Raw genomic sequence first — 22,852 nt, 5'->3', positions numbered from 1 at the left:
CCTTACGCGGTGATGGCCGGAACCTACAAGACGGGTGCCCGAGCGGCGGCCACGCTGGAGCCATGAACCTGACGAAGGCATCGGAATTCATGGCCACGCACGCGCGTCCCCTCGACCGGCGGCGGTTCGAGCTGCTGACCGGCGAGGGTGACCGCGACGCGCTGCTCGCCGCGGTCAACGCCTACCGCAACCCCGACGGCGGGTACGGCCACGGCCTCGAACCCGACCTCCGGTCGCGCACCAGCCAGCCCGGCCCGGCGCTGCACGCGTTCGAGGTGTTCGAGGAGCTGGGGCCGGCCACGGCCCCGGAGGCGGTGGCGCTCTGCGACTGGCTGGACTCGGTGACGCTGCCGGACGGCGGCGTGCCGTTCGGGCTGCACGTCCCCGACCCGGCCGGGTGCGCGCCGTTCTGGGCCGGCGCGGACCCGCGGGCGTCCTCCCTGCAGATCACGGCGGTCGTGGCGGCGACGGCGCAGCGCGTCGCCGTCCACGACAAGGCCGTCGCCGCGCATCCGTGGCTCGAACGCGCCACCCGCTACTGCCTCGACGCCCTGCGTGCGAAAGATGAGCTGCACGCCCTGGAACTGGCGTTCGCGCTGTGGCTGGCCGACGCCGTCGAGGACATCGAGGCCATCGACCTGCTCGGAAGGCACATCCCCGAGAACGGCCTCGTCCACGTCCAGGGCGGGCAGGAGGACGAGATGATGCGCCCGCTCGACCTCGCGCCCTACCCCGGGCGCCCGGTCCGGAGGCTGTTCGAGGACGACCTCATCGCCGCGGAGCTGCGGCGCCTCGACGAGGAGCAGCAGGACGACGGCGGATGGCGCGTCGACTTCGTTTCCTACTCGCCCGCCGCCGAACTGGAATGGCGCGGCTACGCCACGGTCAAGGCCGTCTCCATCCTGACCCGCGGCGCCTGAGCCCGCGGCGGGGGCCGTGCGATCCTGGGAGCGCAGGCGACATCCGCCCTGGGGGTGCCGGACGCTCCCAGCAGACGGCACCGGAGGCTCCCATGGACAACGGCCCGGGTTACACGGCGCTCACCCCGCTCGCGTTCCTGCGGCGGTCGGCGGAGGTGTTCCCCGGCAAGACCGCCTACGTCCACGGGGATCGCCGCGCCACGTACGCGGAGTTCGCCGCCGAGGCGACCCGGCTGGCCTCCGCGCTGCGCGCCTCCGGGATCGGCCCCGGGGACCGGGTCGCCTACCTGGCGCCGAACGTCCCGGAGCTGCTCGTCGCGCACTTCGGCGTGCCGCTCGCCGGAGCCGTCCTCGTCGCGATCAACACCCGGCTCGCCGCCGAGGAGATCCGCTACATCCTCGACCACTCGGGAGCGAAGGCGCTGGTGGTGGACGCGGCGCTGCATCCGTCCGTGGCGCCGCTCGCGGGCGGTCTGCCGCAGGTCGTGACCGTCCCGGCCGCCGGCGCCGAACCCGACCCGGCGGTCGGCGGCATCGGCTACGGGGAGCTGATGGCGCGCGGCTCGCAGGACCCGCTCTCCTGGGACGTCGACGACGAGAACGCCGCCATCTCGATCAACTACACGTCCGGGACCACGGGACGTCCCAAGGGCGTCATCTACACGCACCGCGGCGCCTACCTCAACGCGCTCGGCGAGGTCGTGCACTCGCGCCACACGCCCGAGAGCGTCTACCTGTGGACGCTGCCGATGTTCCACTGCAACGGCTGGTGCACGCCGTGGGCGCTCGCCGCGATCGGCGGGACGCAGGTGTGCCTGCGCGCGGTCGTCGCGGGCGAGGTGTGGCGGCTCATCGACACCGAGGGCGTGACGCACCTGAACGGCGCCCCGACCGTCCTGGTGACGATCGCGAACGCGGCGGAGGCGCATCCGCTGGAGCGGCCGCTGACCGTCACGACGGCGGGCGCGCCGCCCAGCCCGACGATCATCGGGCAGATGGAGGGCCTCGGCGCGGGCATCGTGCACGTGTACGGGCTGACGGAGACCTACGGACCGTACTCGGTCTGCGACCCGCAGCCGGGGTGGCCGGAGCTGGCCGCCGCCGACCGGGCGCGCCTGCTGGCCCGGCAGGGCGTCGGCATGATCCAGACGGACGGGCTGCGCGTCGTCGACGACGCCATGAACGACGTCCCCGCCGACGGCGCGACGCTCGGCGAGATCGTCATGCGCGGCAACAACGTCATGAAGGGCTACCACCGGGACGAGGAGGCCACCGCCCGCGCGTTCCGCGGCGGCTGGTTCCACTCCGGCGACCTCGGCGTCCGCCACCCCGACGGGTACGTCGAGCTGCGCGACCGCTCCAAGGACATCATCATCTCCGGCGGTGAGAACATCTCCACGGTCGAGGTCGAGCGGGCGATCGACTCGCATCCGGCCGTGCTGGAGGTCGCCGTCGTCGCGGTCCCGGACGACAAGTGGGGCGAGCGCCCGAAGGCCTTCGTGGTCCTCCGCGACGGGCACGCGGTCACCGGGACCGAGCTGGTCGAGCACGTCCGGAAGAGCCTCGCCCGGTTCAAGGCGCCCGACGCCGTGGAGTTCGTCCCCGAGCTGCCGAAGACGTCCACCGGCAAGATCCAGAAGTTCCAGCTCCGCGAGCGGGAGTGGGCGGGCCGCGACCGCCGCGTCCAGGGCTGAGAACCCCGGCGGGACGGGGCCTCCGGTGAGGTGATGGCCGCCGGTTCGTGGGAAGTGTTCCCTGCGCGGCCGCCGAGTGCCGGCCGCCGAGCGAGAGGGGATCGGGATGCCCACCGGGAGGCCCGCCGGAAGACCGGACGGGAACGTGCTGATCGTGGGGGCGGGCCCGACGGGCCTCCTGCTGGCCGGCGACCTGGCCGCGGCCGGGATCGCGTGCACGGTGCTGGAGCGCCGCGAGGAGCAGGCGAGCAACCTGACCCGGGCGTTCGCCGTGCACGCCCGCACCCTGGAGATGCTGGACGCCCGCGGCGTCGCGGAGGAGCTGATCGGGACGGGCCGGCGGGTCGCGACCCTGCGGCTGCTCGGCGCGACCGGCCTCGACCTGTCGCGTCTGCCGGGGCGCTTCCCGTACGTCCTGGTCACACCGCAGTACGAGACGGAGCGCGTCCTCACGGAACGGGCGCTGGCCGCCGGCGCGGAGATCGTGTACGGGGCCGAGGCCACCGGGCTCCGCCAGGACGCGGCCGGCGTCGACGTCGACGTCCGTACCGCGGACGGGACGACGCGGACCCGGCGCGCCTCGTACGTCGTCGGCGCCGACGGGGTCCGCAGCACCGTGCGGCGGGCGCTCGGGCTCCCGTTCCCCGGCCGGGCGGTGGTGCGGTCGGTGATGCTCGCGGACGTCCGGCTGGACGAGGCGCCCGCCGGCGTCCTGACCGTCGGCGCGACCGGGGACGCGTTCGCGTTCCTCGCCCCGTTCGGCGACGGCTGGTACCGGGTGATCGCGTGGAACCGCCGGCACCAGGCACCCGACTCCGAGCCCGTCGACATGGACGAGCTGCGGGAGATGGCGCGCCGCGCGCTCGGCACCGACCTCGGCCCGCGCGACCCGCGCTGGACGTCGCGGTTCCACAGCGACGAGCGGCAGGTCCCGAGGTACCGGGTGGGCCGGGTGTTCCTCGCCGGGGACGCCGCGCACGTCCACTCCCCGGCGGGCGGGCAGGGCATGAACACCGGGATCCAGGACGCGGCGAACCTCGGGTGGAAGCTCGCGGCCGAACTGCGGGGCCGGGCGCCGTCATGGCTGCTCGACAGCTACCACGAGGAGCGGTACCCGGTCGGCCGGCAGGTCCTGCGGGGCAGCGGCCTGCTGCTGCGGTTCGCGCTGGCCGAGCCGTGGTGGCTGCGGACGGCGCGCGGCGCGGCGGCGTGGGCGGCGACCCACGCCCGGCCCGTCGCCCGGCGGATGGCCGGCGCGGTCTCCGGCATCGACATCGCCTACCCGGCTCCGCGCGGGTCCCACCGCCTCGCCGGCAGGCGGGCCCCGGACGTCCCGCTGGCGGGCGAACCGGGACGGCTCTACGGGCTGCTCGGCGACGGGCGGTTCGTCCTGGTCGTCGCGGCGAACGACCCGGCCGTCACCTACCTGGCGACCCGGCGGTGGGCCGGGCGCGTGCACTGCGTGACGGCGGGCGGCGCGACCCGGACGACGGCGCTGGTCCGCCCGGACGGGTACGTCGCGTGGGCGACCGACGAGACCGCGCCGGACCGGCGGGCCGCGGCGATCAGGGACGCGCTGGACCACTGGTGCGGGCGGCCCGCCGACCACCCCGCCCACGACCCGCGCCCGGCCGAGAGCGTCCCCGGGGACGACCTGCCCCAGGACGGGAGGACCCGGTGACCGGGGGAGCCCTCGGCGTGGCCGGGAAGCTGATCGCCTCGCACCTGGTGAGCGGGGAGATGACGCCGGGCGGCGAGATCGGGATCCGCGTCGACCAGACCCTCACCCAGGACGCGACCGGCACGCTCGTGATGCTGGAACTGGAAGCCCTCGACCTGGACCGGGTACGTACGGACGTGTCGGTGCAGTACGTCGACCACAACCTCCTTCAGGCCGACGAGCGCAACATGGCCGACCACATCTTCCTGCGGTCCGCGAGCCGCCGCTACGGGCTCTGGTTCTCCAAGGCCGGCAACGGCGTGTCCCACCCGACGCACATGCAGCGGTTCGGCGTGCCCGGGGCGACGTTGGCCGGCTCCGACTCCCACACGTGCGCGGCGGGCTCGCTCGGCATGCTCGCGATCGGCGTCGGCGGGCTGGAGACCGCGATGGCGATGGCCGGCGAGCCGCTGCACGTCACGATGCCGGAGATCTGGGGCGTCCGGCTGACCGGCCGGCTCGCGCCGTGGCTGAGCGCCAAGGACGTCATCCTGGAGATGCTGCGGCGGCACGGGGTCCGCGGCGGCGTCAACCGGATCATCGAGTACCACGGGCCGGGCCTCGCCTCGCTGACCGCGATGGACCGGCACGTCATCGCCAACATGGGCGCCGAGCTCGGCGCCACGACGACGGTGTTCCCGTCCGACGAGCGGGTCCTGGAGTTCCTGCGCGCGGAGGGCCGCGAGGACGACTTCACCGAGATCGTCGCCGACCCGGGCGCCTCCTACGACGTCACCGAGGAGATCGACCTGGCGGAACTGGAGCCGCTGATCGCCCGGCCCGGCTCGCCCGGCGACGTGGTGCCGGTGCGCGAGGTCGCGGGCGAGGAGGTCCACCAGGTCGTCGTCGGGTCGTCGGCGAACCCCGGGCTGCGCGACTTCGCGTCCGTGGCGGCGATCGTGAGGGGGAGCCAGGTGCATCCGCGGGTCTCGCTGGACGTCAACCCGACGTCCCGGCAGATCCTCGTCGACCTCACCCGGATGGGCGCGACGGCCGACCTCCTCCAGGCGGGCGCCCGCATCCACCAGGCTGGCTGCCTCGGCTGCATCGGGATGGGGCAGGCGCCCGCGATCGGCCGCAACAGCCTCCGGACGTTCCCGCGCAACTTCCCCGGGCGGTCCGGCACCGAGGACGACCTCGTCTGGCTGTGCTCGCCCGAGACCGCGGCCGCCGCGGCGCTCACCGGCCGCATCACCGACCCCCGCGACCTGGACATGGACCCGCCCGCCGTCCGGCTCCCCGCGCGGTCCAGCGTCGACCGCGCGATGCTCGACGGCCCGCCGCCCGAGGACGAGGCCCGCCGCGCCGCCCTGGAGAAGGCGCCCAGCATCGGCGTGCTGCCCGACCTCGACCCGCTTCCCGACATCGTCGAGGTCCCCGTCGTCATCAAGGTCGGGGACGACGTGTCGACCGACGAGATCCTGATGGCGGGCGCGCGGGCGCTGCCGTACCGCAGCGACATCGCCAGGCTCGCGGACTTCGCGTTCGTCCGGATCGACGAGGGCTACCCCGGGCGGGCCCGGGAGGCCGGGCCGCACGCCGTGGTCGGCGGCCGCAACTACGGGCAGGGCTCGTCACGCGAGCACGCCGCGATCGCGCCCCGCCATCTCGGGCTCCGGCTCGTCCTGGCGCGCGGGTACGCGCGGATCCACTGGCAGAACCTCGTCAACTTCGGGATCCTGCCGCTGGAGTTCGCCGACGGCTCCGACCACGACCGGATCAGCCAGGGCGACGTGCTGCGCGTCGAGGGCGTCCGGCGCGCGCTGGAGGCCGGAACGGAGATCGAGGTCCGCAACCTCACCAGGGGTGAGACGTACCGGGCGCGGCACCGGCTGTCCGCACGGCAGCGGGATCTGGTCGCCGCCGGCGGCCAGATCCCGCTGCACCGCGCACGCGCGGCCGGTCAGTAGCGCCGCTCCTCCCTGCCGTAGCCGAGTTCCTCGGCCACGTCCGCGACGTTCTCGTACTCGCGCCTCGGCAGCCCGCGCAGCCGCTCGATCAGCTCGCCGGACGCGTCGGCCTCGGCCGCGTGCCGGACCAGCTCGTTCTGGCGGGCCGGGTAGCGGACGCCGGTGAGCATCCGCGCGAGCGCGCTGCGGGACTCGACGTCCTGCGCGCTCATGCCGGGCGGGGACCCCTCCCGCGCGTCGGCGGCGGCCGTGTCCGGGTCCGCGGGCGGATCGTCGGAGAAGGGCTCGGTCTCCTTGAACTCCTCGGCGTGCGTGGGATGCCCGCCGCTGACCATGCCCCGGGTCTCGCGGTCGATCTCCTCGTCCAGTTTCGCGCCGTGCTTGTCGCTCTTGTCTGGCATCGTGCGTCCTCCCTGCGCGCGTACCCGTCGATCGTTCCCGGGCGGGCGTGCCCAAACATGCGGGCGATCTCGCGGCGGGGGCGCGGTACGGTGTGGCGCATGCTGCCGGAGGAGGGCGTGAACGCCGTCAGGGTCGTGGTCGCGCTGCTCGTCCGGGGCGACTACGAGGAACTCGAGACGCTGACCGAGGGACGCCGGCTCAGCGCGTCCGACATGGCCGCCGCGCTCGCCGGGCACGACCTGCTCAGCCCGCCGGAGGAGGCCTTCGGCGAGCTGGAGGTGACCGGCGCCGAGCAGGTCTCCGCCGGCGGGCGCGCCTTCCACGTGGCCTTCCCGCTGTGGACGGCGCGGGACGGCCGCTCCGCGCTGACGCTGCGCCTCACCGTCACCGAGATCATGGCCGGCGTGTGGGCCGCGGACCTGGACGGCATCGGCCCCTGACCCCGGCCCGCGGTGGCCGGTCAGGACTGCGGGATGCGCATCAGCCGCAGCACGCGCCGCACCAGCGAGTTCGGCCCGGCCCCGGCCGGCGGGTCCTGCTCGGCGTCCTCTTCCGGCTCGGCGGGCGCGGGGGCGGGCCGCGCCGGCGCCTCGGCCAGCTCGTAGGTGACCGGCAGGGACCGCAGGCCGCGCATGATCGGCGACGACCGCCACGGGAGCTGGTCCTCGGGCAGCGCGAGCCGCAGCGTGGCGAACCGGTCGAACAGCCGCTCCACCGCGATGGTGGTGATCGTGGTGGCGAGGTCGCGGCCGAGGCAGGCGTGCGGCCCGGCGCCCCACGCCAGGTGCGCGCGCGAGCTGTAGATCGAGTCGGGCGTGGTGGACGCGGTGAACGCCGGGTCCAGGTGCGCGGCGGCGGGCGACACCATCACCGGGTCGCCGGCCGCGATCTGGAACCGGCCGAGGCGCACGTCCGTCCTGGCCCAGCGGAACGCCATGTTCGCCATCGGCGGGTTGGCGGCCGCCGCGCGGTTGATCGCCTCCTGGAGCAGGCCGGCCGACAGGCTGTCGCGGGCGCCGGTGTCGCCGATGAGCACCTCGGTGATGGTGTTGCAGATCAGCGTCCCGGTCACGTCGCCGACGAGGCCGGTCATCATGGCCATCTCGGCGGTCAGCTCGTCGGCGGTCAGGTCCGGCACGGCGGCCAGCATGGCGGACGGCAGGTCGTCGCCGGGGGCCGCGATCCGCGCCGCGCACAGGTCCGCGACCCGGGCGGTCAGCCGCTCGGACGCCTCCTGCGCGCCCGGGCCGGCGTCCATCACCCGCCACAGGTCGATGATCAGCTCGTCGCCGCTGTCCGCCCCGGAGCCGAGCAGCCGCCCGATGACCATCAGCGGCAGGGGCCGCGCGTACTGCGCCGACAGGTCCGCCCAGCCGGACGGGCCGCCGTTCTCCGAGAGCACCGTGATCAGCTCGTCGGCGTACCGCCGGACGGCCTGCTCCAGCGCCTTCGCCTCGGGCCGCGTCCGGTCCTGGAACGGCCGCAGGCCCTCGCTCCAGGCGCCGCGCAGCCGGGTGGACTCGGCGCCGTCGCGGAACCCGCAGTTGTCCGACTCGACGACCGGCAGCATCGGCCAGTCCGCCGGTACCGCGCCGTCCCGGTAGGCGCGCCAGGAGCCGACCCGCCTGCTCCAGACGCCGCGCGTGTCGCGCAGGATGTCGAGCGTCTGCGCGTACCCGATGACGAGCCAGGCCGGGACGCCGAGGACGTCCACCGGCGCGACGGGCCCGTACTCCGCGCGGAGCCGCTCGAAGAACGCCGCGGGCCGGGCCTCGTAGTCGCGGTTCAGCAGCGGCTGGACGGCCAGCGACTCCAGCGGCGGGTGGGCGGGGAGGGGCTCTGCGTGGGGTGTCTGCGGATCCACGTGCACAGACCCTAGGAGAGATCATTCGTCTGCGGCCGGTTTATGCTGGAATCTCCCACGATGATCTTGTGGGGGTGCACGAGTCCGCGGTCCACGCGGGGTATGTGACGCTAGGTGTGCCCGAACGAGAGCTGGAGGTCCGCATGGCCGACTCGGCAGGAGAGCCCGACGAGGGCGAGGACGACGTGAAGCGCAGGTTCCGGGAGGCCCTGGAGCGCAAGCGCGGAGCGGCGGGCAAGAACACCGGTGGCGGCGGCAGGAGCGGCTCGAAGGTGCGCGGTACGCACGACCGGGCCGATCACCAGCGCCAGTTCCGCCGCAAGAGCGGCTGACGGGGCCGGAGCGCCCCCGACCCCGCTGTGACCGACGACCCCCGCGTGGAAGGCGCGGGGGTCAGCCCTTGTACAGCAGTTTGGAGTAGTTCGCCTCGGTGTAGTGCTGTTCGAGCTGGTCCAGCGACTCCTCGGTGTACTGGACGTCCTTGACGATGCGGGCGTGCGGCGGCAGGGCCCCCGGCTCCCACGACTCCGGCTTCCACAGCTTCGAGCGCATCAGCGCCTTCGCGCAGTGGAAGAAGATCTGCTCGATCTCCACGACCAGCGCGAGCGCGGGCCGGTGCCCCTTGACGACCATCGCGTCGAAGAACGGCGCGTCCCGGACGAGCGTGGCCCGCCCGTTGATCCGCAGCGTCTCCCCGCGCCCCGGGATGAGGAAGATCAGCCCGACGTGCGGGTTGCCGAGCACGTTGAGGAATCCGTCGGCGCGGCGGTTGCCCGGACGGTCCGGGATCGCGATCGTCGTGTCGTCGATGACGTGGACGAAGCCGGGTGGGTCGCCCTTGGGGGAGACGTCGCAGTTGCCGTCGGCGTCGCTGGTGGAGATCAGGCAGAACGGGGAGTTGGCGAGCCACTCCCGGTCCCAGTCGTGCAGCGCGACGCGCTCCTTGTCGACCGCGCGCCGCATCGGCACGCCGAGAAGCTCGCGCAGCTCCTGCGCGGACGTGATCGCTGTGAACTCGGGGGCGACCGTCATCGCGCCCCTCCTTCCACCCGGGGGAACCGACGATCATCGTAACTCGGGCGTCCTCCGGCGCCCTGCCCGCGGTGCGTCAGCGCCGCACGGCGTAGCTGCGGACCCCGGCCGCCTCGTGGGCCTCCAGCACGCCCTGGTCCGTGAGGACGTCCAGGTGCGCGTCGATCTCCAGGACGGCCAGCATCCGGCTGAACGCGTCCAGGTCGTCGAGGCTGCGCCGGCGGCGCGTCCACGGCATGGCGGCCGCCACCTCGAACGCGGTGCCGCGGCCGGCGCGGACCTGCGTCGCCGCGATCTCCAGCCGCTCGGCGTGGTGCTCCAGCAACTGGTCGACCCGGGTGTGCACGCTCGGCGTCACGGGACCGTGCGCCGGCAGCAGCAGCGTGTCGGGCATCCCGCGGACCAGCCGCAGGGACTCCAGGTAGCTGCGCAGCGGCTTCGGCTCGGGCTCGGTCTCCAGCCCGATGGACGGCGTGATGTGGGGCAGGATGTGGTCGCCCGCGAACAGCAGCCCGGCGCCGGCGTCCCGCAGGACGATGTGCCCGCGCGTGTGCCCCGGCGTCGCGAAGACGTCCAGGCCCCGCTCGGCCAGGGTGAGCCGCTGGCCGTCGTCCAGCCACGCGTCCGGCATCGTGTGCGGGACGTCGCGTTCGGACCGGTCCACCGGCTTGCCCGCGATCTCGTCGGCGAGCTCGTGCGCGCCGCACCGGCGGAGCAGCTCGACCTGCCGGGGGTGCAGCCCGAGCCGCCGGTCGAACGCCTCGATCGACGGCTGCTCGCCGCGCCCGATCCGCACCCGCGTCCCGAAGGACTCCCGCAGGGCGAGGGCCTGCGAGTAGTGGTCCCAGTGGGCGTGGGTGACGAGGAACTGCGCGACGTCGTCCAGCCGGTGGCCGAGCGTGGCGAGGGCGCGTTCGAGCGCGGCGCGCGAGTCGGGCATGGCCCAGCCCGAGTCCACGACGACGAGGCCCTCGGGGTCCTCGATGACGTACACGTTGACGGCGTGCAGCGACGGGATCGGCAGCTCCAGGGGGACCCGGTGCACCCCTGGGGCCACCTGGTGAGCGCCCGGTTCGGTCCAGTCAGTCGGCTGCTCCACGACCGGTGCCGTCACCGCAGGCCCCCTCCGAAATCGAATCACGTTCGAAAACGAAGGTACTTCATCCCGTCCGACCGCCTGACCGGCGGGTGCCGAGGTCAGCCGTGGCGTGCGTCACGGTCGGCGGCCCGCCGGGCGTCGGCGGCGGCCTCGCGCGCCTCCCGCGCCGCCTCCTCGGCGCGGGCCCGGTTCTGCTCGGCGCGCCCGGCCCGCCGGGACGCGGCGTCCCGCTCGGCGATCGCCCGGTCCAGCTCGTGCCGGAGCCGGCCCACCTCCGCGGACGCCTCCTCGACCTCGCGCCGGGCGGCGTCGGCGCGCTCCGCCCGCTCGGCCAGCTTCCGCTCGGCCTGCTCGGCGCGCTTGCGCAGCGTCTCGGCCCGCTTCGCCCGCGCCGCGCTCGTCCGGGTGACGTTCGACCTCGCCCGCTCGGGCTCCTTCTTCTCCCTGGGGCGCCGGGCGGGCTTCTCCTCGGGCCTCTCCTCGGGCTTCGGCTCGGGACGCTCCCGCTTCTCCGCCGGCGCCATCGGGAACCCGGCCGGGACGAAGCCGGTGTGGCTGCGCGGCTGCGGGAGACGTCCGGCGCGCACCTCCTCGGCGACGCCGGCGTCCACCGTCGCGGCCTGGAGGGTGTCCTCCACCTCGCGGACCGCCTGCTCCCGCAGCGGGCCGCCCGCCTCGGCCGCGAGGTCCGCGGCGCGGCGCACCAGCGCCCGCACCAGCCCGGCCCGGCGCTGCTCCAGGTCTCCGACGCCGCGGCCGGAGGACCAGGCCGCGCGCATCTCCTCGCCGACGTCCAGCAGGTCGTCGAGCTCCCCGGGCGCCGAGCGCGCCAGGAGGTTCACCGCCCAGGCCGACAGCGTCGGCCGCCGCAGCCCCCCGATCCGCTTCGCGAGCGCCGCGTCGCCGTCCGCCTTCGCCTCCTGGGCCAGGCGCTTCCGCCTTTCCACGAACTCGGCGGGCGGGACGCCGTAGAGCTCGCCGGTCGCGCTGGAGAAGTCCACGCCTGGTCTCTACCCGCCCGGCGTCCCGGTGATCTCGGACGCGATGATAGGGCGATACGTCCCCGCGGAGCATTGGCGGAACGTTCCCGGCATGTGACCATCCGCTCATGGACACCTCGTTGAAGGCCTTCCTGGAAGGCGGTCCCGCGGACCTGCCGCACCGGATCGTCGGGATCACCCCGCCCGGCGCCGAGCTGAGGCTCCCCTTCCGCGGCGGATACGAGCACTTCAGGGCGACGTCCCGGCACCGGGACACCCCGGAGGGCAGGCTCCCGGTGTTCCGCTGGTCCGGGCGCACGAGCGCCCCCGGCTCCCTCTAGCGGGTGTCGAGGAACCGGTCCAGCACGCGGGTGCCGAAGGCCAGCCCGTCCAGCGGCACCCGCTCGTCCACACCGTGGAACATCCCGAAGTAGTCGAGCTCCGGCCCGAGCAGCAGCGGCGCGAACCCGAAGCTCGTGATGCCGATCCGGTGGAACGACTTGGCGTCGGTGCCGCCCGCCATCACGTACGGGACGGGACGGGCGAGCGGGTCCTCGGCGCGGAGCGACCCGGCGAGCGCGGCGAACGTCGCGCCCGCCGGGTCGGCCGCCGGGGCCTCCTCGTAGTTGATGAACTCGCGGGTGACCTTCGGGCCGAGCAGCCGGTCGATCGTGGCAAGGAACTCATCGCCCGTGCTGGGCAGGTAGCGGCCGTCGACCTGCGCGGTCGCCGTGCCGGGCACGACGTTGACCTTGTAGCCGGCGTCCAGGCGGGTCGGGTTCGCCGAGTTGCGGATCGTCCCGGCGAACAGCTGCCCGGCACGGCCGAGCCGCGCGGCCTCGGCGTCGAGGCGGTCGTGGTCGATGGTGGTGCCGAGTGCGTCCGCGAGCCCGTCCAGCAGCGCCCGCACGCCCGGCGTCAGCCGGACGGGCCACTCGTACGCGGCCAGCCGCGACACGGCGTGCGCGAGCTCCGCGACCGCGTTGTCGGGTGCCGGCTTGGAGCCGTGCCCGGCGGTGCCGCGCGCGGTCAGCTTCATCCAGGTGGTGCCGCGCTCGCCGGTCGCGATCGGGTAGACGCGCGTGCCGCCCGCGTCCACGCTGAACCCGCCGGACTCGCTGATCGCCTCCGCGCAGCCCTCGAAGAGCTCCCGGTGCTCGCGCGCCACGTACCGGGAACCGTGGTCGCCGGTGCACTCCTCGTCGGCCAGGAACGCCAGGACCAGGTCGCCGCGGGTGCGCCGGCCCTCCCGCATCCGCCGCCGGACGGCCGCGAGCGTCATCGCGAGGCTGCCCTTCATGTCGACGGCGCCGCGCCCCCACACGCACCCGTCGCGGACCTCGCCGGAGAACGGCGGGACGGTCCAGTCCGCCGGGTCGGCGGGCACCACGTCCAGGTGCCCGTGGATCAGGAACGCGGGATGGGACGGGTCGGTCCCGGCGACGCGGGCGAGCACGCTCGCGCGGCCCGGCGCCGACTCGACGATCTCGGCCGCCACGCCGGCCTCGTCCAGCAGCGCGGCGACGTGCTCGGCGGCCGGCCGTTCCGGTTGCGCCACGCCCTCCCCGCGGTTCGTGGTGTCGAACCGGATCAGGTCGGCGCAGATCGCCGCCGCCTCCGCCCCCGCCCGGTCGGTCCCCGCCCGGTCCGCCGCCGCCCCGTCGGGCATCTCGCGCAACTCCACCCCATCAGCCCCTTCCGCAACGAACCTTCATTTTGCTCCCGCGCTGACCTGTGTCAATGAATGATCAAAAACGTCTCGATCCGGTTTCGACTCCGTCAGCGGCGTACCCAAACCGTCAACGTGAGGACGACGCTGCCAGCAATCTAGGTGGCGGCGGGCGGCCAAGCGCCCGCGCGACGAAGCAACGGGGCCGAGGAGGAGCATGACCAGCCTGAGGGGTGCCGGAAGGGGCGTCCGCGTGAAGGTGGCGGGGCTCGCCGCGGTGGCGCTGGCCGCGTCGCTCGGCCTGTCGGCCTGCGGCGGCGACGATGCCGGTGCGGGCGACGGCGCCTTCACCGTGGGCCACAGCGAGCCCGATCACCTGGTGCCGGCCAACACCACGAGCAGCTACTCCTTCGACGTGATCACCGAGCTGTTCGACAACCTGGTGACGCTCACCGAGGACGGCAAGGCCGTCCCGCTGGCCGCGGAGTCGGTCACCTCGGACGACCAGAAGGTGTGGACGATCAAGGTCAGGCCGGGGCAGAAGTTCCACAACGGCGAGCCGGTGACCGCGCAGAGCTTCGCGGACGCGTGGAACAACGCCGCATACGGGCCGAACGCGATGGGCGCCAACGACTACTTCTCGTACATCAAGGGGTACGAGGAGATGAACCCCGAGGACGAGGACGCCAAGCCGGAGGCGGACAAGCTGTCCGGGCTCGAGGTCGTCGACCAGAACACGCTCAAGGTCACGCTGAACGACCCGTTCAACCAGTTCCCGCAGCTGCTCACCTATCCGGCGTACGCGCCGATGCCGAAGGCGGGGCTCAAGGACCTCAAGGGGTTCGACGACCAGCCGATCGGCAACGGCCCGTACAAGATCGAGGGCAAGTGGGAACGCAACAAGCAGATCAAGCTGGTCGCGTTCGAGGGCTACACCGGGCCACGCAAGGCTAAGAACAAGGGCGTGACCTGGAAGAGCTATTCCAGCGCGGACACCGCCTACACCGACCTCCGGGCCGGCCGGATCGACGTCCTCCAGACCATCCCGGCCGGGAAGGTGCCCGAGGCCAAGCGGCTGCTGGGCGACCGGTTCCTGCCGCGCAAGATGGGCACCATCGACTACCTCGGCTTCCCGCTGTTCGACAAGCGCTTCGCCAACGCCGACCTGCGCAGGGCGTTCTCCATGGCCATCGACCGCGAGGGCATCAACAAGGCGGTCTACAACGGCGACTACATCCCCGCCGACTCCCTGCTCCCGCCGATCATCTCCGGGTACCGCCAGGGCGCCTGCGGCGAGCTGTGCACCTACAACCCGGCCAAGGCCAAGGAGCTGTACGAAAAGTCGGGCGGCTTCGAGGGGACGCTGGAGCTGTACTTCTCCAATGCGCAGCCGACGTACGCGCAGTGGATGAGGATCGTCGCGAACTCTCTGCGAGACAACCTCGGCATCCAGAAGATCGAGTTCCGGCAGGTTCCCGCGTCCGACTACTTCTCCATGCTGAGGGCGCGCGAGGAAAAGGGCCCGTACCGGCAGAACTGGGAGGCCGACTACCCGAGCGCGCAGAACTACCTGGAGAACATGTGGCGCTCGGACGCCAACCGCATGGGCTGGGAGAACGAGGAGTTCGACGAGCTCATCGCCAAGGGCAACCGGACGTCCGACCAGCAGGAGGCCCTGAAGTTCTACCACCAGGCCGAGGACATCGCCATCCGTGAGATGCCGATGATCCCGCTGTGGACATGGGTGGGCCAGGGCGGCCGGTCGGAGAAGGTGGGCAATGTCAAGATCACCCCGTACGCGACGGGGCTGGTCGCCACCGAAGTGACGGTGAAGTAGCCGGCGATGTGGCGCTACGTTTTCCGGCGGCTCCTGCAGGCGGTCCCGGTCTTCATCGGCACCACGCTGTTCATCTACGCGATGGTGTTCGCGCTGCCGGGCGATCCGATCCAGGCGCTCGCCGGGGACAAGCCGGTTCCGGAGAACGTCCTGCAGACGCTCCGGGACCGGTACAACCTGAACGACCCGCTGCTGGTGCAGTACGCGAAGTACATGTGGGGCCTCGTCCAGGGCGACCTGGGCGAGAACTACACCGGCCAGAGCGTGTCGGAGATGCTCAGCGGGCGCTGGGCGGTGACCGCGCAGCTCGCGGTCACCGCCTGGCTCTTCGAACTGGGCATAGGGATCATGCTCGGTGTGTGGGCGGGCCTGCGGCGCGGCAGGTTCGCCGACACCCTCGTCCTCGGCGGGACGACCCTGGTGATCGCGGTCCCGGTGTTCGTGCTCGGCTACCTCGCGCAGATCCTGTTCGGCCTGCACTGGAAGATCTTCCCGACGGCCGGGACGGACGACGGGTGGCCGATGAGCTACCTGCTGCCCGGCCTCGTCCTGGGCTCGCTCGGCCTGTCGTACGTGGCGCGGCTGACCCGGACGAGCCTCGCGGAGAATCTGCGGGCCGACTACGTCCGCACCGCCAACGCCAAGGGGCTGTCCCGGGCCCGGGTCGTCGGGCGGCACGCCCTGCGCAACTCCCTGATCCCGGTGGTGACCTATCTGGGCGTCGACTTCGGCAACCTGATGGGCGGCGCGATCGTGACCGAGGGCATCTTCAACCTGCCCGGCATCGGGCAGCAGGTGTTCACCTCGATCCAGCTCAAGGAGGGCCCCGTGGTGGTCGGCGCGGTCACAGTGCTCGTGCTGATCTTCTTGCTGGTCAACCTGATCGTGGACCTGCTGTACGGGGTGCTGGACCCGCGGATCAGGTACGAGTGAGGAGAACATGACGATCAAGGAGCCGGACGCCGGGCCGCCGGGCGCCGAGCCCGCGCCCGCCGCGGGCGCGGGGGCCCCGGGCACCGGCGCCGCGGCCGTCGCGGTCGCGGGCGGCGAGATCGGCAGGGCCTCGCTGTGGGACGACGCCTGGCGCGACCTGCGGCGCCGCTGGATCTTCTGGGGCTCGATGGTGATCCTCGCCGTGGTGGCGGCGATGGCCGCGTTGCCACGGCTGTTCACGGCCACCGAGGCCAACAAGGGATGCGACCCGAACATGGCCAAGCTCGGCCCGTCCGGCGACCACTGGTTCGGCACCGACCTCGCGGGCTGCGACTACTACGCGCACGTCGTGCACGGCGCCCGCCCGACCCTGCTGATCGGCGTCGCGGTCACGCTGTTCGCGCTGCTGATCGCGCTCGTGTTCGGATTGCTCGCGGGTTACTACGGCGGCGCCGTCGACGCACTGATCGCCCGGCTCACCGACGTGTTCTTCGGGCTGCCGTTCGTGCTGGGCGGCACGGTCATCCTCGTCGCCTTCCCCGGGCACGGCGTCGGCGCGATGACGCTGGTGCTGGTGCTGCTCGGCTGGACGACCATGATCCGCATCATGCGCGGCCAGGTCATCTCCGTCCGCGACGCCGACTACGTGCAGGCGGCGCGGCTGCTCGGCGCGTCCGACCGGCGGATCATGACGCGGCACATTCTGCCGAACGCGATCGCCCCGGTGATCGTGATCGCCACCCTCAACGTCGGCCATGTGATCGTGGGCGAGGCGACGCTGGACTTCCTCGGCGTCGGCCTGCAGTACCCGGAGGTCTCCTGGGGCCTGCAGCTCAACCAGGCGAAGGACTCCTTCATCGACCATCCGCACCTGCTGATCTTCCCCGCGGCGTTCCTGTCGGCCACGGTGCTGAGCTTCCTGATGCTCGGCGACGCCGTCCGCGACGCCCTCGACCCGAAGCTGCGGTGATCGGAGACATGAGCACGGAACTGAAGGACGACCCGGTACCGGCGCCCCGGCCGGGGGCGCCGCTGCTGGAGGTCGACGACCTGCACGTGCGGTTCCGCGTGCGCGACCAGGACGTCCACGCCGTGAACGGCCTGTCGTACACGCTCGCCGAAGGGGAGACGCTCGCGATCCTCGGCGAGTCGGGGTCGGGCAAGAGCGTCGCGGCGCAGGCCGTGATGGGCATCCTCGACGTCCCGCCCGCCCGGATCGAGCGCGGGTCGGTGAAGCTGCGCGGCGAGGAACTGCTCGGCCTGCCCGAGAAGCGCCGCCGCGCCTACCGCGGCGACCGCATCTCGATGATCTTCCAGGACGCGCTGACCGCGCTGAACCCCGTCTTCACGGTCGGCGACCAGCTCCGCGAGATGTACCGGGTGCACCGCGGGCTCGGGCGCCGCGCGGCCCGGGACAAGGCCGTCGAGCTGATGGAGCGGGTCCGGATCCCGTCCGCCGCCGAGCGGCTCGGCGACTACCCGCACCAGTTCTCCGGCGGCATGCGCCAGCGCATCATGATCGCGATGGCGCTGGCCCTGGACCCGGACGTGCTGATCGCCGACGAGCCGACCACCGCGCTCGACGTGACCGTGCAGGCGCAGATCATGCGGCTGCTCGCCACGCTCCAGGACGAGCTGCGCATGGGCATGGTGCTGATCACCCACGACCTCGGCGTGGTCGCCGGCGTCGCGGACCGGATCGTCGTCATGTACGCCGGGTCGGTCGCCGAGCAGGCGCCCGCCCGCGAGCTGTACGCGCGGCCCGCCCACCCCTACACCCGGGGGCTGCTGGCCTCGGTGCCGCGGCTCGACCGGCGGGACGCGGCGCTCGTGCCGATCAAGGGCTCGCCGCCGAACCCGGCCGCGCTCCCGCCCGGCTGCCCGTTCCAGCCGCGCTGCCCCCGCGCCGAGGCGGTCTGCGCCGCCGAGGCGCCGCCGCTCGTGACGGTCGCGCCCGGGCACGACGCCGCCTGCCACTTCGCCGCGGAGGTGCACGGTGCCGGAGCAGAGTGAGCAGCCGATCCTCCAGGTGGAGGGGCTCGTCAAGCACTACCCGGTGACTCGCGGCATCGTGCTCAAGCGGGCGGTCGGGCACGTCAAGGCCGTGGACGGCGTCGACCTGGAGCTGCGCCGCGGCGAGACCCTCGGCGTCGTCGGGGAGTCCGGCTGCGGCAAGTCGACGCTGGCGAAACTGCTGCTCGCCGCCGAGCGCCCGACGGCCGGGACGGTCCGCTTCGAGGGTCGCGACGTCTTCGCGCTTCCGAGGCCCGAGCTGCGGGCGCTGCGCCGCCGCATCCAGATGGTGATGCAGGACCCGTACTCGTCCCTCAACCCGCGCATGACGGTCGGCGACATCGTCGGTGAGCCGTTCGCGATCCACCCGGAGGCCGCGCCGAAGGGCGAGCGGCGCCGGCGCGTCCAGGAACTGCTGGAGCTGGTCGGCCTCGACCCCGGCCACGTCAACCGGTACCCGCACCAGTTCTCCGGCGGGCAGCGGCAGCGCGTCGGGATCGCCCGCGCCCTGGCGCTGCGGCCCGACGTCATCGTGTGCGACGAGCCGGTGTCGGCCCTGGACGTCTCGGTCCAGGCGCAGGTGATGAACCTCCTCGCCGAGTTGCAGCGCGAGCTCGGCCTGGCCTACGTGTTCATCGCCCACGACCTCGCCGCCGTCCGCCACATCTCCGACCGGATCGCCGTCATGTACCTGGGCAGGGTCGTCGAGACCGGCGACGAGGAGCAGATCTACGAGCACCCGACCCACCCGTACACGCAGGCGCTGCTGTCGGCGGTGCCGGTGCCCGACCCGGACGCGGCCGTCTGGACGGACCAGATCCGGCTGGAGGGGGAGCCGCCGTCGCCGATGGACCCGCCGTCCGGCTGCCGGTTCCGGACCCGGTGCTGGAAGGCGCGGGACGTCTGCGCGGAGGAGGAGCCCGCGCTCCGGGCGCGGGACGGTTCCGCCCATCCCAGCGCGTGCCATTTCGCGGCTGAGGTCACTCTGACGGAACGGACGTGAGGTACGGCGGGCCGCGCGTCGCGCGGTCCGTAGGGTGGAGGCCATGGCACGCAAGGGCAGGCACGGACCCCGGGCGCGAACCTACGAGATCGACGGCGGGGAGGCCGAGCTCCTGCGGGACGCCGACCGCGACGGCGGCTGGATGCTCCTCGTCGACGGCGTGCCGCAGTCGTACGTGAACCTGGCCGACCCGACCTACCTCGACTTCGAGTACATGCGGCTGATGGGCGACGTGGTCGACTCCCTCGGGCCGGACGGCGAGGCGTTCGACGCGGTCCACATCGGCGGCGCGGGATGCACGCTGCCCCGCTACATCGCCGCGACGCGGCCCGGCTCCAGGCAGATCGTGCTGGAGCCGGACGCGGAGTTGGTGCAGCTCGTCCGGGAGCAGCTGCCGGTCAAGGGCGTCCCCGGCCTGCGGATCCGCGTCACCGACGGGCGCACCGGGGTCGCGGCGCTCGCGGACGAGGCCGACGACCTCGTGGTGATGGACGCGTTCGCCGGGGCGTCGATGCCGCCGGAGCTCGCGACCCGCGAGTTCGTCCTGGACGCGGCGCGGGTGCTGCGTCCAGCCGGCGTCTACCTGGCCAACGTCGCAGACGGCTTCCGGCTGCCGTTCGCCCGGCGGGTGACCGCGACGGTCCGCTCGGTGTTCCGGCACACGCTGCTGATGGGCGATCCCGGCGTGCTGCGGGGCCGCCGCTTCGGCAACCTGATCGTCGCCGCGTCGCGCGAGCCGCTCCCGGTGGCGGAGCTGACCCGCCGCGCGGCGGGCGGCATCGTCCGGGCGCGGCTGCTGGAGGGCGGCGACCTCGCCGCCTTCTGCGCGGGCGCCGCGCCGCTGCGCGACGGCGAGGAGATCGTCACGCCCGTCCCGCCGCCGCAGGTCTTCGGGAGGCCCTGACCCGCGGCGGCGCCACGTTGAGATGGAGGAAACGATGATTCTCGTCACCGGAGCGAGCGGCACGCTCGGCACGCCGGTCACCCGGCTGCTCGCCGAGGCGGGCGCGGACGTGCACGGGCTGAGCCGCCGCGCGCGGGAACCCGAGGCAGGCGTGACCTGGCACAAGGGCGACCTGTGGAAGGGCGAGGGCATCGACGCCGCGCTCGAGGGCGTGGAGACGATCGTGCACTGCGCCAGCGACCCGTTCCACACCAAACGGGACCTGGCGGCCACGCGCAGGCTGGTCGAGGCCGCGCGCAGGCAGGGCGCGCCGCACCTGATCTACATCTCGATCGTCGGCGTCGACAAGATCCCCTACAGCTACTACCGGACCAAGCACGCGGTGGAGAGGCTCGTCGAGGACTCCGGCCTGCCGTACACGATCCTGCGCACCACCCAGTTCCACACGCTCCCGGACATGGTCTTCACCGTTCTCACCAAGATCCCCGGGGTGGTGGCGCTGCCCAGGAACCTGCGCGACCAGCCGATCGACGTCGGAGAGGTCGCCGAGCGCCTCACCGAACTCGCGCTGGCCGCCGGTCCCGCGAGGCGGGTGGATGACATGGGTGGCCCGGAGGTGCTCACCGCCGAGGAGATGATGCGGGACTACCTGGCGGCTCGCGGCCTGCGCAAGCCCGTGCGGCTGCCGCTGCCGCTGCCGGGGAAGGCCGCGCGCGGATTCCGGGAAGGCCGCCATCTGACTCCGGACCGGGCGGTGGGGAAGCGGACCTGGAGGCAGTTCCTGGACGAGACCCGCACGCATCGGTAACGGGCGGATTCCCCTCCCGTATCGGCCTCATCCGGCCGCGCCATGTCCCATAATCGAGCGATGGAGTCGTCCACCCGAATTCTCATTCTCGGCATGGACTCGTCGGGGAGAATTCTTCAGTTCGACCGCAATGCCGCCGCCGTGCTGCGCCCGGACCCGGACGACCTGCTGGGTGCGCACCTGGACGAGGTCATCCCCGGCGCCCGGGAGCCGCTGCTGGAGGCGCTGAAGGCCAGGCGGGAGCGCACCGCCATGCTCGCCGTGGAGAACCCCGCGGGCGGGTCGCTCGACGCGGTCGTAACGGTCCACCCGATGAACGGCGGCGCGCCCGACGTCGTCGCGCTCGCCGTCGTCCGGGTGCCGGTGCCGCTCGCGGACCGTTTCGTCGACCCGGCGGTCATCCGGCGGGCACTGCTGGACGACGCGCTGCCGCGGATCGGCTCCACGCTCGACCTGGAAATGCTGGCCCGCGGCCTGATGGACGTCCTCGTCCCGCATTTCTGCAATTCCGGCGCGCTGATGCTCCTGGAGAGCCATATCGACGCCGACGAGCCGCCGGAGGGCCCGGACGGCCCGCAGCTGCGCCGGATGGCGATCGGGTTCGACGACGAGGATCCGGCCTGGGACGCGACCTTCCCGACGGGGGAGTCCCTCGTCTACCCGGAGGGCACCCCGCACGTGCTGTGCCTGCAGTCGGGCGAGCCGGTGCTGCGCGCCCTCGGCGGCGAGGGCGCGGCCAGGCTCGCCGCCGCGTGGCGGCGGCCTCCCGTCGCCGAGCTGCTCAAGGGCGCCTCGATGCTGCTGCTGCCGATCGCGTCGGCGGCGGGTGTCCTCGGCTTCTTCGTGTGCACGCGCAACGCCGCGCACCGGCCGTTCGACGCCTACGACGTCGAGATCGGGATGGAGTTCGCCAACCGGGCGTCCATCTTCATCGAGAGCGCCCGGCAGTACTCGCGGGAGCGCGCGACGGCGCTGACCCTGCAGCGCAGCCTGCTCCCGACCGGGCTGTCGGCTCCGTCGCCGGTCGAGGTGCACCACCGGTACCTGCCAGGTAGCCGCCTCATCGAGGTCGGCGGCGACTGGTACGAGTCGATCGCGCTGCCCGGCGGCCGGGTCGCCCTCGTGGTCGGGGACGTGGCCGGGCACGGCGTGAAGGCCGCCGTCACCATGGGCCGGCTCCGCACCGCGATCCACACCCTCGCCGGCCTGGAGCTGCCGCCCGCCGAGGCGCTGGAGCGGCTCGACTGGCTGATGGAGACGCTCGGCGAGCGCGAACCGCACTTCGCCACCTGCGCCTACGTCGTCTACGACGCGGTCAGCGGCCGGTGCGAGGTCGCCAGCGCCGGGCACCTGCCGCCGCTGCTCGTCCCGCCCGGCGCCGACTCGGAGTACCTGCCGGTGCCGCCCGCGCCGCCGCTCGGCGTCGGGGGCGAGGGCCCGATCGTCAGCCGCGAGTTCACCGTCGAGGACGGCACGCTGCTGTTCCTCTACACCGACGGCCTGGTGGAGAACCGGGCCCGCGACATCGACGACGGGCTCGCCCGGCTGCAGGCGACCTTCGGCCCGGGCGCCGCGGCGCGGCCGCTGGAGGACCTGTGCCAGGCGGCGCTCGACGGCGTCTACGACGACCAGCACCGCGACGACATCGCGATGCTCGTGGCGCGGCTGGCGCGCATCCCCGCCGACCGGCACGCCTCCTGGGAGCTGCCGGCCGAGCCCGCCGCCGTCCGCCGCGCCCGCGGCCTGATCCGCGACCGGCTGGCCCGCTGGGGCCTGGAGGACATGGCCTACACGACCACGCTGCTGGCGTCCGAGCTGGTCACCAACGCGATCCGGCACGCGGGCGGCCGGATCGTGCTGCGGCTGGTGCGGGAGGGCGGGCTGGTCTGCGAGGTGTTCGACTCCTCGGACGGGCGGCCCCGCATCCGCCACCACGACGAGGAGGAGGACGACGCGAGCGAGTCGGGTCGCGGCCTGCACGTGGTGGGGCGGCTGGCGCAGCGCTGGGGCGTCCGCCGCACCAAGGGCGGCAAGGTGGTCTGGTGCGAGCAGGAACTGCCGTGA

21 protein-coding genes are annotated in these 22,852 nt (G+C 73.4%); 15 read left to right on the top strand and 6 right to left on the bottom strand.

The genetic code is table 11. The features are described 5' to 3' along the window. Positions 1–62: 62 nt before the first annotated feature. The 4 genes from BM339_RS42000 (at position 63) to BM339_RS41985 (ending at position 6,244) form a co-directional block, all read left to right on the top strand. Complete coding sequence (locus BM339_RS42000) at positions 63–920, top strand: hypothetical protein (protein WP_075024453.1); 858 nt, start codon at positions 63–65, stop codon at positions 918–920. Between the two features lie 92 nt (positions 921–1,012). Next, positions 1,013–2,614, top strand: a complete 1,602-nt coding sequence (locus tag BM339_RS41995; protein WP_075024452.1) for a long-chain-fatty-acid--CoA ligase — start codon at positions 1,013–1,015, stop codon at positions 2,612–2,614. Between the two features lie 106 nt (positions 2,615–2,720). After that, positions 2,721–4,295: an FAD-dependent monooxygenase gene (locus BM339_RS41990; RefSeq protein ID WP_083598476.1), complete on the top strand. Its 1,575-nt coding sequence runs from the start codon at positions 2,721–2,723 to the stop codon at positions 4,293–4,295. Next, the gene (locus tag BM339_RS41985; RefSeq protein WP_075024451.1) at positions 4,292–6,244 is read left to right on the top strand and encodes an aconitate hydratase; all 1,953 of its coding nucleotides are present in this window, start codon (positions 4,292–4,294) and stop codon (positions 6,242–6,244) included. Before BM339_RS41990 ends, BM339_RS41985 begins: the two co-directional genes overlap by 4 nt. Here BM339_RS41985 and BM339_RS41980 read toward each other — a convergent pair. Then, the gene (locus tag BM339_RS41980) at positions 6,238–6,645 is read right to left on the bottom strand and encodes a DUF2795 domain-containing protein (RefSeq protein WP_021596410.1); all 408 of its coding nucleotides are present in this window, start codon (positions 6,643–6,645) and stop codon (positions 6,238–6,240) included. The genes BM339_RS41985 and BM339_RS41980 overlap by 7 nt on opposite strands. A gap of 99 nt (positions 6,646–6,744) precedes the next feature. Between BM339_RS41980 and BM339_RS41975 the strand changes: the two genes are divergently transcribed. Then, positions 6,745–7,086 (top strand): DUF7668 domain-containing protein, encoded by a 342-nt coding sequence (locus BM339_RS41975; protein ID WP_024935491.1) that lies wholly within the window; start codon positions 6,745–6,747, stop codon positions 7,084–7,086. A gap of 20 nt (positions 7,087–7,106) precedes the next feature. On the opposite strand, the gene BM339_RS41970 is transcribed toward BM339_RS41975, so the two are convergent. Continuing rightward, positions 7,107–8,510 carry a cytochrome P450 family protein gene (locus BM339_RS41970; protein ID WP_075024450.1) on the bottom strand — a complete coding sequence of 468 codons (1,404 nt, stop codon included), beginning with the start codon at positions 8,508–8,510 and terminating at the stop codon, positions 7,107–7,109. A 74-nt stretch (positions 8,511–8,584) separates the two neighbouring features. On the opposite strand from BM339_RS41970, the gene BM339_RS41965 reads away from it, so the two are divergent. Further along, a complete protein-coding gene (locus tag BM339_RS41965) occupies positions 8,585–8,842 on the top strand; it encodes a DUF5302 domain-containing protein (RefSeq protein ID WP_235206434.1) in 258 nt (85 codons plus the stop codon). Between the two features lie 61 nt (positions 8,843–8,903). Here BM339_RS41965 and BM339_RS41960 read toward each other — a convergent pair whose 3' ends face one another. From BM339_RS41960 to BM339_RS41950, 3 genes are all read right to left on the bottom strand, one after another. Next, positions 8,904–9,542 (bottom strand): pyridoxamine 5'-phosphate oxidase family protein, encoded by a 639-nt coding sequence (locus BM339_RS41960; RefSeq protein ID WP_021596406.1) that lies wholly within the window; start codon positions 9,540–9,542, stop codon positions 8,904–8,906. Between the two features lie 76 nt (positions 9,543–9,618). Continuing rightward, complete coding sequence (locus BM339_RS41955) at positions 9,619–10,587, bottom strand: MBL fold metallo-hydrolase (RefSeq protein ID WP_256255782.1); 969 nt, start codon at positions 10,585–10,587, stop codon at positions 9,619–9,621. A 152-nt stretch (positions 10,588–10,739) separates the two neighbouring features. Then, entirely contained in the window at positions 10,740–11,642 is a 903-nt protein-coding gene (locus BM339_RS41950) for a hypothetical protein (RefSeq protein ID WP_075024449.1), read from the bottom strand. Between the two features lie 107 nt (positions 11,643–11,749). Here BM339_RS41950 and BM339_RS41945 point away from each other — a divergent pair, with 107 nt between their 5' ends. Continuing rightward, a complete protein-coding gene (locus BM339_RS41945; RefSeq protein WP_021599636.1) occupies positions 11,750–11,962 on the top strand; it encodes a DUF5988 family protein in 213 nt (70 codons plus the stop codon). Here the strand turns inward: BM339_RS41945 and BM339_RS41940 are convergent. Then, positions 11,959–13,290, bottom strand: coding sequence for a M20/M25/M40 family metallo-hydrolase (locus tag BM339_RS41940; RefSeq protein ID WP_075024468.1), 1,332 nt, complete (start codon positions 13,288–13,290; stop codon positions 11,959–11,961). The two genes, BM339_RS41945 and BM339_RS41940, sit on opposite strands and share 4 nt — an antisense overlap. Before the next feature lie 217 nt (positions 13,291–13,507). Between BM339_RS41940 and BM339_RS41935 the strand changes: the two genes are divergently transcribed. Genes BM339_RS41935 through BM339_RS41900 form a run of 8 tightly spaced genes read left to right on the top strand, consistent with a single transcriptional unit; the run spans position 13,508 to position 22,852 of the window. Beyond that, positions 13,508–15,127 (top strand): peptide ABC transporter substrate-binding protein, encoded by a 1,620-nt coding sequence (locus BM339_RS41935; protein ID WP_075024448.1) that lies wholly within the window; start codon positions 13,508–13,510, stop codon positions 15,125–15,127. 6 nt (positions 15,128–15,133) lie between these two features. Then, positions 15,134–16,060, top strand: a complete 927-nt coding sequence (locus BM339_RS41930) for an ABC transporter permease (RefSeq protein WP_075024447.1) — start codon at positions 15,134–15,136, stop codon at positions 16,058–16,060. A gap of 7 nt (positions 16,061–16,067) precedes the next feature. Beyond that, entirely contained in the window at positions 16,068–17,030 is a 963-nt protein-coding gene (locus tag BM339_RS41925; protein WP_024935487.1) for an ABC transporter permease, read from the top strand. A gap of 8 nt (positions 17,031–17,038) precedes the next feature. Next, positions 17,039–18,073, top strand: a complete 1,035-nt coding sequence (locus BM339_RS41920) for an ABC transporter ATP-binding protein (RefSeq protein ID WP_075024467.1) — start codon at positions 17,039–17,041, stop codon at positions 18,071–18,073. Then, the gene (locus BM339_RS41915; protein ID WP_021598378.1) at positions 18,057–19,076 is read left to right on the top strand and encodes an ABC transporter ATP-binding protein; all 1,020 of its coding nucleotides are present in this window, start codon (positions 18,057–18,059) and stop codon (positions 19,074–19,076) included. Before BM339_RS41920 ends, BM339_RS41915 begins: the two co-directional genes overlap by 17 nt. 43 nt (positions 19,077–19,119) lie before the next feature. Further along, positions 19,120–19,980: a spermidine synthase gene (locus tag BM339_RS41910; RefSeq protein WP_021598377.1), complete on the top strand. Its 861-nt coding sequence runs from the start codon at positions 19,120–19,122 to the stop codon at positions 19,978–19,980. Between the two features lie 34 nt (positions 19,981–20,014). Next, on the top strand, positions 20,015–20,788 hold the full coding sequence (locus BM339_RS41905; protein WP_256255781.1) for an SDR family oxidoreductase: 774 nt from the start codon (positions 20,015–20,017) through the stop codon (positions 20,786–20,788). Between the two features lie 60 nt (positions 20,789–20,848). Continuing rightward, the gene (locus BM339_RS41900; protein ID WP_033332034.1) at positions 20,849–22,852 is read left to right on the top strand and encodes an ATP-binding SpoIIE family protein phosphatase; all 2,004 of its coding nucleotides are present in this window, start codon (positions 20,849–20,851) and stop codon (positions 22,850–22,852) included.

This window comes from Actinomadura madurae (genome assembly GCF_900115095.1).
GTDB classification, from domain to species: domain Bacteria; phylum Actinomycetota; class Actinomycetes; order Streptosporangiales; family Streptosporangiaceae; genus Spirillospora; species Spirillospora madurae.
This window is presented reverse-complemented; position numbering and strand designations above follow the sequence as displayed.

Bases quoted from the DNA above. Each gene is read 5' to 3' on its own strand.
- BM339_RS42000 (WP_075024453.1), top strand. From the start codon at position 63: ATGAACCTGACGAAGGCATCGGAATTCATGGCCACGCACGCGCGTCCC.
- BM339_RS41995 (WP_075024452.1), top strand. From the start codon at position 1,013: ATGGACAACGGCCCGGGTTACACGGCGCTCACCCCGCTCGCGTTCCTG.
- BM339_RS41990 (WP_083598476.1), top strand. From the start codon at position 2,721: ATGCCCACCGGGAGGCCCGCCGGAAGACCGGACGGGAACGTGCTGATC.
- BM339_RS41980 (WP_021596410.1), bottom strand. From the start codon at position 6,645: ATGCCAGACAAGAGCGACAAGCACGGCGCGAAACTGGACGAGGAGATC.
- BM339_RS41975 (WP_024935491.1), top strand. From the start codon at position 6,745: ATGCTGCCGGAGGAGGGCGTGAACGCCGTCAGGGTCGTGGTCGCGCTG.
- BM339_RS41960 (WP_021596406.1), bottom strand. From the start codon at position 9,542: ATGACGGTCGCCCCCGAGTTCACAGCGATCACGTCCGCGCAGGAGCTG.
- BM339_RS41945 (WP_021599636.1), top strand. From the start codon at position 11,750: ATGGACACCTCGTTGAAGGCCTTCCTGGAAGGCGGTCCCGCGGACCTG.
- BM339_RS41940 (WP_075024468.1), bottom strand. From the start codon at position 13,290: ATGCCCGACGGGGCGGCGGCGGACCGGGCGGGGACCGACCGGGCGGGG.
- BM339_RS41935 (WP_075024448.1), top strand. From the start codon at position 13,508: ATGACCAGCCTGAGGGGTGCCGGAAGGGGCGTCCGCGTGAAGGTGGCG.
- BM339_RS41930 (WP_075024447.1), top strand. From the start codon at position 15,134: ATGTGGCGCTACGTTTTCCGGCGGCTCCTGCAGGCGGTCCCGGTCTTC.
- BM339_RS41925 (WP_024935487.1), top strand. From the start codon at position 16,068: ATGACGATCAAGGAGCCGGACGCCGGGCCGCCGGGCGCCGAGCCCGCG.
- BM339_RS41920 (WP_075024467.1), top strand. From the start codon at position 17,039: ATGAGCACGGAACTGAAGGACGACCCGGTACCGGCGCCCCGGCCGGGG.
- BM339_RS41910 (WP_021598377.1), top strand. From the start codon at position 19,120: ATGGCACGCAAGGGCAGGCACGGACCCCGGGCGCGAACCTACGAGATC.
- BM339_RS41905 (WP_256255781.1), top strand. From the start codon at position 20,015: ATGATTCTCGTCACCGGAGCGAGCGGCACGCTCGGCACGCCGGTCACC.
- BM339_RS41900 (WP_033332034.1), top strand. From the start codon at position 20,849: ATGGAGTCGTCCACCCGAATTCTCATTCTCGGCATGGACTCGTCGGGG.